The sequence below is a fragment of the Collinsella sp. D33t1_170424_A12 genome, assembly GCF_015554865.1.
Lineage (GTDB): Bacteria > Actinomycetota > Coriobacteriia > Coriobacteriales > Coriobacteriaceae > Collinsella.
Genome location: NZ_JADNJJ010000112.1, coordinates 1 through 13,794, shown reverse-complemented (window position 1 = coordinate 13,794; position 13,794 = coordinate 1). Strand labels below are relative to the sequence as shown.

Genomic DNA, 13,794 nt, shown 5'->3' with positions numbered 1-13,794 from the left:
CATATTCCAAAAGGAAGTAATCGCGCTCGCGACCCGCCACCTCCTGCCGCACGATCTCGGCGAACAGGGCGATGCCGTGCGTGGCATGGACGACGTAATCGCCCGGCTTGAAGGGGAAGGTCACCTCGGTGACGTCGACGCGGCGGCGCGCCCGGCCGCGAGCGCGCTTGGCGTCCATGCGCGCGTTGAGGTCGGCCAGCGAGAAAACCGCCAGATGCGCCTCGGGCACCACCGTGCCGGCGGGCAGGGGCGCGTCGATGAACGTCACGCGGCCGCGCGTGATGGTGGGAACGGTCGGACCGGCGGCCCCCTCCTCCAAGCCGCGTCGGTTCAGCGCGTCGGCGCGCCGGCGCGACACGCTCGCAAGCTCCACGGCCGGGGCGTCCGCGCCGAATCCGCCCGCGTTATCGGGATCGGCCTGCAGGGACTCCTCGAACGGGATGGACACATCGGTGAAGCTCAGCTCCATCGATTCGCGGGCGCCGCGGTCGGGGATGGCGAACAGCACCGCATAGCGGTTGTTCACCACCTCCTGGATGCGCGATATGAACCGGTTGTCCGAGCCCGCCGGCGCGGGTTGCTCGAGCTTGAGCTCCGCCGTCACCGCGCCGCCGGCGCGGATCAGACTCACGTAGTTCAAGCGCTGCTGGCGACCGAAATCGAGCTCCTGCGGACGCACGTACAGCCCGTCGAGGCGCGCCACCTTCGCTTCCCCGGCGCGGCGCTCCAGGTCCTCGTATGCGCGCACGCAGTCGTCGAACAACGACCGCGGCTCCGACAGGATGACGAGCGCATCCTCGGACAGGTGCGCCAACGGGCTCTCGGTCCGCTCGTACAGCAACGGCAGATAGCGATCGAGCTCGGGGGTCACGATGCGCTGCTGCGCCAACTCGAGCATGGCGGCGAGCACGGTGTCGTTTTGCGCCGGCAGATACAGCGCCGCGCTGATGCGCTTCACCGCGTCATCGGTCAGCGCCAGCTCGCGACAAGGATAGATCTCCACAGCGTCCTCATCGCCGATGGTCTGGCCCGTCGAAGCCACCATGCGGCGTATGCGGTCGATCTCGTCGCCGAAGAACTCGATGCGCACGGGAGCCGTTGCCTGGGCGGGGTAGACGTCCACGGCGTCACCGTGCACCCAGAACAGGCCCGGGGCGTCGGCCGCCTCGGAACTCGTATAGCCCATGCTAACCAGCATGCGGGGCACCTCGTCGAACGGCACCTCGGCACCCACGGAGAAGCGCGTCGAGGACCAATAGCGGCTCTCACGCGGCGGCACGCAGCGCAGCAGCGAACGCGCCGAGGCCACCATCACGCACGGTTGCCCGCGGGCCACGCGACCAAGGGCCGCGCAGCGCGCCGCCACCACGGCATCGTCGGGTGCAGTGTCTTTCCAGGGATAATCGGAGCGCTCGGGGAATCGAGCCACATACTCGAGCCCCAGATAAGCCGCGAGCGAGCGATACGCGCGGTCGGCCGAATCCTCGCCGGAAACGATATAGACCGTGGGGCGCGGGCGACGCGCGAACTGCGCCGCGACCATGAGGGTGCGGCCCGATTGGGATACGGCGAGCGTAGCGTCCTCGCCCCGCTCCAATGCCTCCTCGATCACCTTCGGGCCCTCGGCGGTATACAGCTGCGCAGCGATGCGATGAATGAGCACGCGTGCCTCCGTTCACATAGCATATACGCCGAAAACCCGCCCAAGCGATATGGACGGGTCGACGCACGAGTGTGTTCTGCGAGCTATTCTACCCCAGCACGCGCAGTGCCACCCTACTCCATGCGCGCGCTCGGGCAGATATCCGCAAGGGGGCATTCACCGCAACGGGGCTTACGAGCATCGCAGATCTCGCGCCCCAGCATGATCCACTGGTGGTTCACGTCGTTCCAGTATTCGCGCGGCAAGATCTTGAGCAGGTCCTGCTCGGTCTTGAGCGGCTCCTTCTCATGCGTTTTCGGCGAGAGCTTCAACCGGTGCGCGATGCGGTTCACATGCGTGTCCACTGCGATGCCATCGACGATACCGAAGCTCACGTTGAGCACGATGTTGGCGGTCTTCCTGCCCACGCCGGGCAACTTGACGAGCTCCTTCATGCTTGCCGGCACCTGGCCGCCGTAATCGGCCACGATCATCTGCGCGGCCTCCACGCAATGCTTCGCCTTCGTCTTATAGAAACCCAGGGATTTGATGACCTCCGCCACCTCGGCAGGAGTCGCGCCCGCCATCGCCTCGGGCGTGGGCCAGCGCTCGAACAACGCGGGCGTGACCTTGTTTACCTGGGCATCCGTAGTCTGAGCCGACAGCAGTACCGAGATGACCAGGCGAAACGGGTTCGTATGGTCAAGAAAGCACTCCACGGGACCGTAGCGCTCGTTCAGGCGGCGGCACACCTCGATAGCCCGCTCGGTCTTAACCGCGTTCTTCTCTCGTGGCATCGCGTTCCCCTTCCCCTCATCCTCGGCGCCGGGGCGCCGCTAGCAGTCGTCGTCTTCCTCGCCCGGCAGCATCGCGTCGTAGCCGATCACATCCGCAGCCTCCCGTGCATCCTCGAGCGCCGTTACCGCTCGCAGCTTGCGCTCGATCACGTTGGTGCGCGTGGTGATGATGCCGTCCACGGTCTTGCCCGCGGTCTCGATCTGCTTGCGCGCGCGGCGCAGCTCGGCCTGATAGCGCGGGAACTCGGCCTTCACCGCGGCGAGCACGCGCTGGATCTCGTCGGCGCGCTTCTGGAAGGCGAACGTCTGGTAGCTCATCTGCAAACTGTTGAGGATGGCCGCCATCGTCGAGGGGCCGGCGACGTTTACCTGGTAGTCGCGCTGCACGGCCTCGATGAGGCCGGGCCTGTCCACGACCTCGGCGTACAGGCCTTCGAACGGCAGAAACAGAATGCCGAAGTTCGTGGTGGCGGGTACCGAGAGGTACTTCTCGGATATGTCGCGCGCCTCGGCCTTGATGCGCTGCTCCAACACCCGGCGCGCCTGCTCGATCTCCGCGGCGTCGCCCGCCTCTATAGCCTCGCGCAGATGCTCGTAGGTATCACCCGGGAATTTCGAATCGATGGGCAGCCAGACGGGCTCTCCGCCGTCGACCGGCAGCTTGACTGCAAACTCGACGCGCTCGGAGCTATCGGGCTTGGTGGCGATATTCTGCGCGTACTGATCGGGCGAGAGGATATCGGCCAGGATCGCGCCCAGCTGCACCTCGCCCAGAATCCCGCGCGTCTTGACGTTGGACAGGACGCGCTTGAGGTCGCCCACGCCCGCGGCGATGTTGCGCATGTCGCCCAGGCCGGTATAGACCGCCTCGAGCTGGTCGCTCACCTGCTTGAACGAGGTCGACAGGCGGTCATTCAGCGTGCGCGTGAGCTTCTCGTCGACCGTCTCGCGCATGCGATCGAGCTGTTGCTGGTTATCCTCGCGAATCGACCCCAGCTGCCGCTCCACCACCGTCCGGACCTCGCCCAAGCGCGCATCCACCGTATCGCGGCTCTTCTCCAGGCGCTCGGCCGTATCGCGGCGCAGCGCATCCATCGAACCCGACAGCACGGAGAACTCGCGCATCATGGCGTCGTGCCGCTGCTGGCTTGCCGCGGAATCGCCCACCGCCCACTGCGATAGCGCCCCCAAGACCGAGCGCGCATCGGATATCGACGCCTCGAGCGCGCCCATCCGAACCTCGAGCTCCTGCATGCGACGCGAGGCAGCGCGGCTCGCACGACGAACCTCGCCCAGCGCGAACGCCGCGCACACCGCGGCCACCGCGGCAGCGATTCCCACAATGATCAACGCCAAACCGTCCATGGACGAGCGCTCCTTTCAATCTCGCTTCGCGCTACGCCCCCATGCGCGGCGCAGCACGACCACAGCCTAACATGCATGCCGTGGCCACGGCCCCCGCCGCTCGCACTCGTTTCCCGCATGCCATAAAAATCCCCCGCGAACGACGGACGGGCGACGACGCGGCATGCCCGCATGCGCGAGCCGAAGCGAGGCGGCGGACGTCACGAGACGGCCCGCCCCAGCACCTGGCCGGCAAACACCGCCATGCGCTCGAACAGCTGCCCCATAAGCCCGACGAGCTCCTCGGGCGTCGCTCCGTTCACGATGCAGGTAGTGGCATAAGCCGCAAGAAACAGCAGGACGAGAGCCAAGGGCGTGAGCACCGCGATCATCGCGATCCGCGCGACCGCCCAGCGCTTACGCGAACGAGAGCGCTGCTTGTCGTATGCGAGCGCATCGCGATAGGCCTCCTGCGCCGTGGAATACGCCTCCGAAGCCGCCGGCGCCGTATCCGTCAACGCGGCGGCAGCAGCCCCGCCGCCGCGGGGAGCGCGGGCGGGGCCGGATGCAGCCTCGTAACCCGGCGCCTCGTCCAGATCGAGCCCATCGTCCGCATGGCGCGCGCCCGCATCGCGATTCCACCCCGCCACCACGTCGCGCCTACGGGCGGCGCGCTGCGCGGATTCTATAAACAAGCTCATACGGCCTCCTTTGCCGGAGGCTCAATCGAAGAGAGGGATATTCAGCATGCACCCAACAACATGCCTGGTCAAGAGGCGTTGTTGTTCATTTTCACTAACAGAAACGGCCCGCTTCCCCTACAGGATCGGCCCCGTGCCCCAACATCTCGCCACGGCGCACCGGCCGCGCATCCCACTCCGCATCCAGGTACCGCGCCACCGCGCGCGCCGCGGGAGGCACCGCGGCCGCCACCACGGGACTCAGCCCGCGCTCCAGCGCGCCCGACCCCCTGTCGGCCACCTGCACGCCGAAGCAGCGCCCCGCGCACGCCGCCCCCATGAAGCGCGCCGCGGCCAGCACGTCCGCGAAGCGCACCTCGTGCAGCGATGCCACCAAGCCGCCCATCGCCATGTCCTGCGGCTCGAAGGCAAACACCGTGCCCGGCGGGGCACCCGTGCCGTCCAGGGCGTCGACCAGCACCACGGCATCGAGGTCCAGCAGCTCCGGCACGATATCGAAACCCGCCACCGCGCGGTCCATCACCATCACGCCCGGCCGAAACCGGTAGCACTCCCGCAGATAGCGGGCGACGGCGGGACCGAATCCATCGTCTTGCCGGTATTCGTTGCCAACGCAGACCACGCCCACGCGCGGCGGCTCAGCCGCGCCGCTCATCGACGGCCCTCTCCCCCTTGAAGGTCTCGCCATAATCCGGCTTGCGCCCCATGCCATCGAACCCCACGTTGTTCATGGTCGCAGGGTCGTACACCAAGCCGGGGGCCTCCCTCCAGAAGAAGATCAGCGCCGCCGGCGTCGCGCCCTCGATCAGCGACAGGTACACGTGGATGCACATGAACGCCAAAAACGCCCACATCATGAGGTAATGCAGGATGCGCACGTTCATGGCGCCGCCGAAGAAATCCAGGCCCGCCACGCAGATCGGCCACGAGGCGGTGGGGCTCCACAGGCACAGCCCCGTATAGCCGGTAAAGAAGATCATGACCGGAATGAGCAGGTACACGATCTTCTGCGGAACGCCCAGCTTGGCCGCGATGGGGTGCTCGCGGCGCAGGAACAGGTAATAGCTGACCCACGCCCACAGCTGGTGCCTGTTGTCGCGCTGCGGCAGCCAGGTCTTGTAATCGGGCACCACCTCGCGCGTACCGGGCGCCGGAGCGCTCTTGATGACGAACGCGAGCACGATGCGCACCAGGCAGTTGGCCAGCAACACGATGCCGAAGAACAGATGCAGCCCGCGCGCCAGCGACATCACGCCGCCGAACAGCGGATAATGCACGTAGAAGCCAGTCGGGATGAGGAAGGCCATCGCGACGAGGTTCACCCAGTGCGTCACCACGCACGCGAACGGATGCGCCTCGCGGTAATGCGCCATATGCGCCATCTACCTCACCCCCCAGGGGGATGCGACCATGCGAAACGTCCTGCCCGTCCCGGGCTCCGTCACATGGCACGCGCACGCGGTGCACGGGTCCACGCTGTGCACGACGCGCACGGCATCGAGCGGGCGGTCGATATCGGCCACCGGCGTACCTAGCAGCATCTCCTCGAGCGGCCCGGGGCAGCCGCGCCAATCGGCGGGAGACAGGTTCCACGTGGAGGGGATGATCTCCTGATAGTGCGTCACGACGTCGTTCTCCACCCGCTCGGTATGGAGCAACGCCCCGCGCGGCGCCTCCCAAAGCCCCAGGCCCGTACCCGTGGTGCGCGCGGGCTCCACATGGTATTCGGCCTTGCCCGCACCTATCAAAGCCGCGAGCTCTTCGGCGTTCTGCTCCATCACGTCGCAGACGTAATCGGTCTCGAGCACGCGGGCGATCATGCGACCCGCCACGCAGTCGAAATCGCCCAAGGGCAAGCCGGTCTTTGCCAGCGCCTCGTCGACGCGCGTCACCACGGGCTCCACGTTGCGCGCGTAGGCGGCCATCATGCGGGCGATGCCGCCGGCCTCGTACGACGCGCCGTCGTAGCGCGGCGCCTTCACCCAGGTGTATTTGTCATCCAGATTCTTGCCATCGCGCGGCCACAACGGCGCCGTCACGCCGTCTTCGGGGCGAAGCGGGGCATGCTTCTCGTAAAACGCATGAGCGGTATCCTCGGTGATGAGCGACGCGTCCACGTCTGAGATGGCGAGGCGCCCATCGGACGCAAGCACCACCATGCCCGCAGGCAGGTACCGACGGTTGAGCTCCCTGCTCGCATCATCGAACACGCCGAACGATATGAAGCGCCCAGGGCCGCGCCCCATGCCCTTGATCTGCGGATAGCGCTCAACGAGCATATAGAGTTCGGGGATCATCGTAGCGCGTATCCAGGACTTGAGCTCCCGCACGCGAAAGACGATATCGTCGAGCTGATCGGTCGTGGGCACGAATGAGGTGCCGCCCGGAATCGCCGTCATCACATGGGGCATCTTGCCGCCGATGATCGCGCATATCTGCGACGCCTTCGCCTGGTTCTCGATACCCTCGAAGTAATGCGCCGTGGCAACCAGGTTCTCGGCGGGCGACAGCTTGTACGCGGGCGCCCCATCGACGTCGAGGCAGTCGAACCAGTTGCCCGTGAAGATGGAGAGCTGGCCGCCCGCGGCGAACGTGCGCAACCGACCGAGCAGGCTTTCGAAATCCGCGCCCGACGTGCCGTAGCGCCGGCACACGTCGCACGCATCGGCCGCGCTCGCCTCGAGCGCCCCGAGCGGGTTGATATAGTCCAAGCCGGCGAGATTGTAGAACCACAGGATGGTCGAATGCAGGATCTGGGCGCCCTCGGCGATGTTGCGCACGAGGCGCGCCGCTTCGGGGATCCGGATGCCGTAGGCGTCCTCGGCGGCGAAGCACGAGGTGTGCGCATGCGACACCGGGCAGATGCCGCAGATGCGCTCGGAGATGAGCGCCGCATCATAGGGCGTGTGCCCCACCAGGGCGTTCTCAAGCCCGCGATACAGGTTGCCGCACACCCAGGCCTTGGACACCGCGCCGCCCTCAACCTCCATCTCGATAGAAAGGTGCCCCTCGATCCTGGATACCGGATCGACGACGGAATGCGCCATCACTCATCGCCTTCCTTCTTGCTCGACTCCTCCACGTGCGCCTGGGCGGCCTCGCGGGCAGCCCGACGCTCGGCGCGCTTCGTCTTCATGCGATCGATGTTCTTGGGCTCCAAGCCACGCGCATCCAGCTCGTCGTACAACCTCGCAGCCCGCTCGCCGGCCTCATGCGCCGCCTCGGTACCGTGCTTCACGTCCCAGCGCCGCTCGGCCTCGAAATCCGCTCCGCCGTCCACACGGCCCGCGAGCTTCATGCCCACCGCGTGAACCGACAGCGCTGCGCAGATCAGCCCCGTGCAGGCCAGGGCGGCCGCCGGCGGCTGGAATTGAAAATCGCCCAACGTCAGATCGCGATGCCGCTTGCGGAACGGCGCGCTCTCGTCCACCCAGTTGCGCTTGGGGTCCATGGGGTTGATCACGCCGCACCCGATGCATGGAGCGCCCGCCTCGACGCACCACGAAACCGAACGGTTCCACCTCGTGACCGGACAGGTCGAAAACGTCTGCGGTCCGCGGCAGCCCAGCGGATACAGGCAATATCCCTTTTCTTCCTCCGCGCTGCCGAACCGGTAGACGAACTCCCCGTTTTCGAAATGCCCGCGCCGAGGGCAGTTGTCGTGCACGGTCTGCCCGAACAGCGCTGCCGGACGGCTCTTCGTGTCGAGCCGCGGCAAGCGTCCCGTGAGCGCATACTCCACGATCACGGCGATCAGCCATTCCGGATTAGCCGGGCAGCAGGGAATGTTGACGACGGGCGTCTCGATACCCTGCTCAAGCAGATAGCGCTGCACGCCCATCGTATACGCGTCGTTGGGCCGGGCTGCCATCCATCCGCCGTCGCACGCGCACGACCCCAGCGCCACCACCGCGTCGGCGCGCTCGGCCGCGGCCATAAGCGAGTCGATGCCCTTCACGCCGCCGACGGCCAGCACGTTGCCGTCGAACGCGGTTGGCACCGCGCCCTCGTAGATAAGCAGGTAGCCGCCCGCCTCGATGGTTTCGCGCCGCACCTGCTCCAGCGAGCGTCCGGCCGCCGCCGACAGGGTCTCGCTGTAGTTGAGCGAGATGCTCTCCAGCACGAGCTCGCCAATATCGGGCGAGCCCGCCTGCGCGAGCGCCTCGGTGCACCCCGAGCACGACCCGCCCTCCATCCAGATAACGGGCAGTAGCCTCCCCGTCTTGCCCCGTGCCTCCAACGCCTCGGCGATCTTCGGCGCCGCCGTACTGGAAAACCCCAGCATCACGGCAAGGCCACCGCAATAGGCAAGAAACTCCCTGCGAGAAAAACCGTGCGCCACGAGGCGCTCGGCCAGCGTCGCATCCCGGACCCGCTGATCGATTCCCATCGCTCCACCTCCCTGGGACCGCACGCCCGCCTGCGGGCGGCGCGTCACACCTCACGTGGCGCCGCGAAACGCAGGCGAATACCGCCCGCAGCGCCTCGTTCGACCATAGGCACGAGCACCAGACGCCGCGCCCACATCGGGCAACATAGCCGCAAACGCACGAAGCGCCCGCGCCCTTCCCGCACATGCGGGCCGGGCACGGGCGCTTCCGTGCAGAAGAGATGACCGGGAGGCAGGCCTTATGCCGCCTTGCGCGCGAGCTTCATCTTGGTGTCGTCGCGCACCAGCGTATAGATGACCGACGCCAGCGGGATGAAGAACACGATGCCGATGACGCCGAAAAGCTTGCCGCCCACCAGCGCGGCCAGCAGGGCCCACATGGGCGCCAGACCCACCGAACCGCCTACGACGCGCGGATAGATAAACTGGTTCTCCACGAACTGCGTCGCCAGATATACCACCAGGCACACCGGCGCCTGCAAGGGATTGGCAAGCAGCGTGAGCACCACGCCCGCAGCTCCCGAGAGGAGCGCGCCCACATAGGGCACGAACGCGCATAGGCCGGTGAGGTAGGCGGTGATGCCCGCGTATGGCAGGCCGAACAGCTTGAACGTCGTATACATGAGGCAGCTCAAGATGATGGCCTCGACGAACTGACCGGAAAGAAACTTCGCATAGGTCTCGCACGCGAGATTGCCCACGAAGCGAATCTTGTTCACCACCGACTCGGGCAGGTTGGCCTGGGCGATCATGAGCGCCTGGCGCGAGAACGTGTGCTTTCCCAGCAGCAAGTAGATGGCGATCACCATGCCCAGCATCATGTTGCCAGCCGTCAAGATCGTCGACTTAGCCAGAGCCGTCGCCGAACCCACGAACGACGGCGCATCCATGGCGCCGGAGCTCTCAAGGTCGCTCAGCTGCTTGACCAAGCCCGACAGGTCGACGCCGCTTTCCTCGGCGAACGCGATCCACTCCGGAATCTTTTGCTGCGCGAGCGGAATGATGGTGCGGCCCGATTCGATGAGCTCGGGGATCACCAGCGCCACCGCGCCCACAAACGCCAAGACGATGCCGGCCAGCGTGATGAGCAGGCTCAACAGGCGCACCGGCCCTACGGGAAACTCGCGGCCCAGCCTGTCGCCCAGCTGGTTGAACATGCGCTCGAGGCCCGACATGGGCACGTTGAGCACGAAGGCGAAGATCGCGCCGATGAGCACGGGCAGCAATAGCTGCGCCACCTTCGACAGCGCGTCGAACACCACCGACAGGTGCGTCATGCCCACATACAACAGCACGCCGAACGCCACGAGGAACATGGCGTCCCTCATCTTCTTATTGTCCACAGACTCCCCTTTCGCCGCACGCGCGCGCATCCACGCGCGCGGCGATCGACATGTAGTTCTTGTACAGCGCGTCGAAACGACCGCGGTAGCCCGGGTTCCACGGTTTGTCGCGCCCGCAATAGTGCAGGATGCCCGTATGCTCCATCACCCATGCCATCGTGCTCGTGCCACCGGTGCGCACCAGGTAATCCGTGTATTTGCGTGCGTCGTAGTTCCACAGGTTATCGGGAACCTCCACGGTCTGGTCGCCGTAGAGCGCGTTGAAGATATCCTGGTCGGGAAAGACGATCTCGGCGTCGTGCTCGCCCGCGAACGCCATGAGCTCCGCCGGATCGACCACGCGTCGGGCCGCCGGCGCATCCATCAAGATCACGCCCGTGTTGAAGTACGCGCCCTTCGTGTCGAGGCGGATGCGGTTGAGCCCGGTCACGGGATGGATGGCATCGAGATGCGAGGCCGCGGCGAACGCCCGGCCCTTCAGGTCCGTCTCGATCAGGGGACGCAGCGGATTGATCACCAATATGTCGGGATCAAGATAGAGGAGGCGCCCGTCGATATCATCCAGCACATGGGCGGCCAGCATGCGATAGTACATTTCCTGGGGATAGCGCTTGCTCGAGCGCGCCCCCTCGAATGCCGCCCGCTCGATGGCATGCGCCTCGAAGCGCACGCCCACCGCTGCGCAAAACGCGTCCATAGCGGCCAGATTTCCAGCATCTATGGTGCTGTGCAGCACATGGAGCCTAAAGGTCTCACCTGGATTGTTGATAACGCACGAGACCACCGTGCGCCGCAACGGTTGCAGATAGGCCGCATCGCACGTCGCCACGAGCTCTATGCTGTCGCGCATCTCGGCTTTCCCCCTCGTCTCTCATCTCCCATTGCAGTTGCACCGCGCGCTTGCAGCCCGGCGCGCCCCTATACGCAAAGGCGCCGCCGTCGTTGCCGCACAAAGCCCACGACGGTGGCGTCTTCCATCGAATCGCCCGCACGCAACCAAGATTACAACCCTGGTTGCGCGATGCGCTCATTAGTAGTTAACGACCTGCTCCTCGAAATACGCCTTCGGATGGGCGCACACGGGGCACAGCTCGGGGGCAGCGGGACCAACATGGAGATGGCCGCAGTTCAGGCACTTCCACACCTTCACGCCCTCGCGCTCGAAGACCTCGCCCGCTTCCACGCGCTCGGCCAGCTTGCGATAGCGCTCCTCGTGGGCCTTCTCAACGGCGCCCACGCCGCGGAATTTAGCGGCGATATCCTTAAAGCCCTCCTCATCGGCGGTCTTTGCAAACTCATCGTACATGGTGGTCCACTCGTAGTTCTCACCCGACGCGGCATCCAGCAGGTTGTCGAGCGTGCCCGGTACCTCGCCGCCGTGCAGGTATTTGAACCAAAGCTTCGCGTGCTCGGACTCGTTCAGCGCGGTCTCCATGAAGATGTCGGAGATCTGCACGTAACCGTCCTTCTTCGCCTTGGAAGCATAATAGCGGTACTTCGTATGCGCCTGCGACTCACCGGCGAAAGCGGTCTCGAGGTTCTTCTTAGTTTGCGAGTTCTCGAAGTCCATACCAAAGGTCCTCTCTACCAACGATGCCGCATGGCAACACGGCCGGGGCGAAACGCGGCGACCACCATGCGCGAGCGCCCGATGCGCTCGAACCATCTATACCCGCTCGCGCGCGCGGCTAACGCTCCATGCAGCCCGCACATCCATCCCCCATCGCTCATGAACCGATGCGCCAGGCGTCGGGTGACACCTCCCGGCAGAAGCCCTCGCGTGCAAGCTCGTCCACAATAGACCGCACCTCGTCGCGGGCGACCGCCGGGCGCGCAGATGCCGCCTCGGACTCGTTGAGCGACGCCGCCAGCTCGTCCAGGGACAGCGCCGGCGCACCCGCCTCGCGAGCGCCCAGCAACACGCGAACCAGATGGGCTCGTTTCTGGCGACGCGAGCCCTCGAACTTCGACTGCCTGGTATAGCTCTTGGACCGGCGCGATGGGTTGGGAACCGTCTTCTTGAGGTGTGCGCCGTAATCCAGCAGCGCGTAATACCACGAGCGCGGCGTATCTTCGGCATCCACGGGCTCGGCCCACCCATCCTCCGCCGGCCCCGGGCAGGCCCGGACGATCAGCGGCACGAGCTCGCGATCGGGCACGGCGGGAACATCGGGGAAGAAATGATGCAGGAAGACCGTTCGCACGTTCGTCTCCAGATACACCCCGGGCAGGTCGAAGGCGAACGAGCGGATACCCTGCGCCGTCGCGGGCCCTATCCCCGGCAGAGTGCACAGCTCCTTCGCATCGCAGGGGAAGACGCCGTCATATGACTCCACGAGCGTTTCGGCAGCAGATTTCAATGCCAGCGCACGACGGTTGTAGCCCATTCCCTGCCACGCTGCGAGCACGTCGCCCACCGGGGCCTCCGCCAGGGCGAATACGCTGGGAAACCGCTGCAGCCACTCCTCCCAGCGCCTCAGGACGCGCGGTACCTGCGTCTGCTGCAGCATGACCTCCGAGATCCAGATGGCATACGGATCGCGCGTATCGCGCCACGGAAGGTCGCGATACAGGCGAACCCCCTCCGCTCGTACATGTGCGCGAAAGGGGTTCGTCGGTTCATTCATATTGATCTCCTCGCTGGTGTGGACGAGGAGCCAAGACGCCAAGCGCTTACTTGGCCTTCTTGCATGCCTCGCCGCATGATGCGTACTCGGCAAACCGGTCGCGATCGGCAAACATGGGGTCGACGGCGGGGCTTACGCGACAGTTCAGAACATCGTCGAGCGTAACGGAATCGAGATAGCTGTGAATCAACGCCTGGGCACCCATCCAGATGGGATGATAGCAGCAGAAGCCCATGCGCGCGCACTCGCCATCCAGCGCGGTGCAATCATTCATAACCAGCGGCCCCTGGATGGCCTCGACGATCGCACGGATGGTGACCTCCGTCGGGTCGAGCTTGAGGCGCATACCGCCATGGACGCCTCGCAGGCTCTCGACGATACCTGCCTGCACCAGGCCATGCTGAATGGAGCGAGCAAATGAGTAGGGAACGTCAACCGCCTCGGCGGCAGTACGGACAGAAAGAAGACCGCCGTCGCTCTGCACCAGCATGGCCAGCATGCGGAGAGCGTAGTCGGTCTTGCGGGAGATGTTCATCTCTGCTCCTCGTTCTAACAGGACACGCCCCGATGATCCGGGGATTCCGAAGGGTCTTCCATATGCGTACAAGGTACCTTACGCATACATAGCGAGTATTGTATCACAATGAATCGTATATAAACAGCTGTTACAAACAATTGCCAGCGCCTATTCAGTTGGCAACATAAAAAAACAGAATAGGCAGGTAGGTGACCGTTTTTATCCCAGGACAACCCTGTCCCCTCGCTGGGATCGCCGATGCTCAGACGCACACCCCATACAGGATAAACTGTAAAAAGCCGCGCTTTGATGCCTCTATAATGAATAGAATGGCGTCGCAACGTGCCTTCTTAAGCAAAAAGCCCCGCCGAAGCGGGGCTTTACAAGCAAATGGCGGGAAGTACGGGACTCGAACCCGCGACCTCCGACGTGA

13 protein-coding genes are annotated in these 13,794 nt (G+C 65.3%); all 13 read right to left on the bottom strand.

Annotated features, from left to right (window positions below):
* The coding region (locus I2E26_RS04900) for a CarD family transcriptional regulator (protein ID WP_370551448.1) at window positions 1-1,663 on the bottom strand (1,663 nt) is incomplete at its 3' end.
* A 113-nt stretch (window positions 1,664-1,776) separates the two neighbouring features.
* Entirely contained in the window at window positions 1,777-2,439 is a 663-nt protein-coding gene (nth, locus tag I2E26_RS04895) for an endonuclease III (RefSeq protein WP_147588745.1), read from the bottom strand.
* A 39-nt stretch (window positions 2,440-2,478) separates the two neighbouring features.
* A complete protein-coding gene (locus I2E26_RS04890) occupies window positions 2,479-3,804 on the bottom strand; it encodes a DNA recombination protein RmuC (RefSeq protein ID WP_195419831.1) in 1,326 nt (441 codons plus the stop codon).
* A gap of 200 nt (window positions 3,805-4,004) precedes the next feature.
* Window positions 4,005-4,484, bottom strand: coding sequence for a hypothetical protein (locus tag I2E26_RS04885; RefSeq protein WP_195419830.1), 480 nt, complete (start codon window positions 4,482-4,484; stop codon window positions 4,005-4,007).
* 94 nt (window positions 4,485-4,578) lie between these two features.
* Window positions 4,579-5,172 (bottom strand): hydrogenase maturation protease, encoded by a 594-nt coding sequence (locus I2E26_RS04880; RefSeq protein ID WP_195419829.1) that lies wholly within the window; start codon window positions 5,170-5,172, stop codon window positions 4,579-4,581.
* Window positions 5,123-5,857, bottom strand: coding sequence for a cytochrome b/b6 domain-containing protein (locus I2E26_RS04875; protein ID WP_229056419.1), 735 nt, complete (start codon window positions 5,855-5,857; stop codon window positions 5,123-5,125). Before I2E26_RS04875 ends, I2E26_RS04880 begins: the two co-directional genes overlap by 50 nt.
* A 9-nt stretch (window positions 5,858-5,866) precedes the next feature.
* A complete protein-coding gene (locus I2E26_RS04870; RefSeq protein WP_195419827.1) occupies window positions 5,867-7,531 on the bottom strand; it encodes a nickel-dependent hydrogenase large subunit in 1,665 nt (554 codons plus the stop codon).
* Window positions 7,531-8,874: a hydrogenase small subunit gene (locus tag I2E26_RS04865; RefSeq protein WP_195419826.1), complete on the bottom strand. Its 1,344-nt coding sequence runs from the start codon at window positions 8,872-8,874 to the stop codon at window positions 7,531-7,533. The genes I2E26_RS04870 and I2E26_RS04865 overlap by 1 nt, the downstream gene beginning before the upstream one ends.
* A gap of 239 nt (window positions 8,875-9,113) precedes the next feature.
* On the bottom strand, window positions 9,114-10,217 hold the full coding sequence (locus I2E26_RS04860) for an AI-2E family transporter (RefSeq protein ID WP_195419825.1): 1,104 nt from the start codon (window positions 10,215-10,217) through the stop codon (window positions 9,114-9,116).
* Window positions 10,207-11,067 carry a glycosyltransferase family 8 protein gene (locus tag I2E26_RS04855; protein WP_195419824.1) on the bottom strand — a complete coding sequence of 287 codons (861 nt, stop codon included), beginning with the start codon at window positions 11,065-11,067 and terminating at the stop codon, window positions 10,207-10,209. Before I2E26_RS04855 ends, I2E26_RS04860 begins: the two co-directional genes overlap by 11 nt.
* 180 nt (window positions 11,068-11,247) lie before the next feature.
* On the bottom strand, window positions 11,248-11,787 hold the full coding sequence (gene rbr, locus I2E26_RS04850; RefSeq protein ID WP_147588754.1) for a rubrerythrin: 540 nt from the start codon (window positions 11,785-11,787) through the stop codon (window positions 11,248-11,250).
* Between the two features lie 157 nt (window positions 11,788-11,944).
* A complete protein-coding gene (locus tag I2E26_RS04845; RefSeq protein WP_195419823.1) occupies window positions 11,945-12,844 on the bottom strand; it encodes an adenine glycosylase in 900 nt (299 codons plus the stop codon).
* Window positions 12,845-12,890: 46 nt separating this feature from the next.
* Window positions 12,891-13,379 carry an Rrf2 family transcriptional regulator gene (locus tag I2E26_RS04840; RefSeq protein ID WP_195419822.1) on the bottom strand — a complete coding sequence of 163 codons (489 nt, stop codon included), beginning with the start codon at window positions 13,377-13,379 and terminating at the stop codon, window positions 12,891-12,893.
* Window positions 13,380-13,794 lie beyond the last annotated feature (415 nt).

Excerpts from the sequence above, each read along its gene's own strand:
- I2E26_RS04875 (WP_229056419.1), bottom strand. The coding sequence starts at position 5,857 with ATGGCGCATTACCGCGAGGCGCATCCGTTCGCGTGCGTGGTGACGCAC.
- I2E26_RS04840 (WP_195419822.1), bottom strand. The coding sequence starts at position 13,379 with ATGAACATCTCCCGCAAGACCGACTACGCTCTCCGCATGCTGGCCATG.
- I2E26_RS04845 (WP_195419823.1), bottom strand. The coding sequence starts at position 12,844 with ATGAATGAACCGACGAACCCCTTTCGCGCACATGTACGAGCGGAGGGG.
- I2E26_RS04870 (WP_195419827.1), bottom strand. The coding sequence starts at position 7,531 with ATGGCGCATTCCGTCGTCGATCCGGTATCCAGGATCGAGGGGCACCTT.
- I2E26_RS04885 (WP_195419830.1), bottom strand. The coding sequence starts at position 4,484 with ATGAGCTTGTTTATAGAATCCGCGCAGCGCGCCGCCCGTAGGCGCGAC.
- I2E26_RS04855 (WP_195419824.1), bottom strand. The coding sequence starts at position 11,067 with ATGCGCGACAGCATAGAGCTCGTGGCGACGTGCGATGCGGCCTATCTG.
- I2E26_RS04890 (WP_195419831.1), bottom strand. The coding sequence starts at position 3,804 with ATGGACGGTTTGGCGTTGATCATTGTGGGAATCGCTGCCGCGGTGGCC.
- rbr (WP_147588754.1), bottom strand. The coding sequence starts at position 11,787 with ATGGACTTCGAGAACTCGCAAACTAAGAAGAACCTCGAGACCGCTTTC.
- nth (WP_147588745.1), bottom strand. The coding sequence starts at position 2,439 with ATGCCACGAGAGAAGAACGCGGTTAAGACCGAGCGGGCTATCGAGGTG.
- I2E26_RS04880 (WP_195419829.1), bottom strand. The coding sequence starts at position 5,172 with ATGGCGAGACCTTCAAGGGGGAGAGGGCCGTCGATGAGCGGCGCGGCT.
- I2E26_RS04865 (WP_195419826.1), bottom strand. The coding sequence starts at position 8,874 with ATGGGAATCGATCAGCGGGTCCGGGATGCGACGCTGGCCGAGCGCCTC.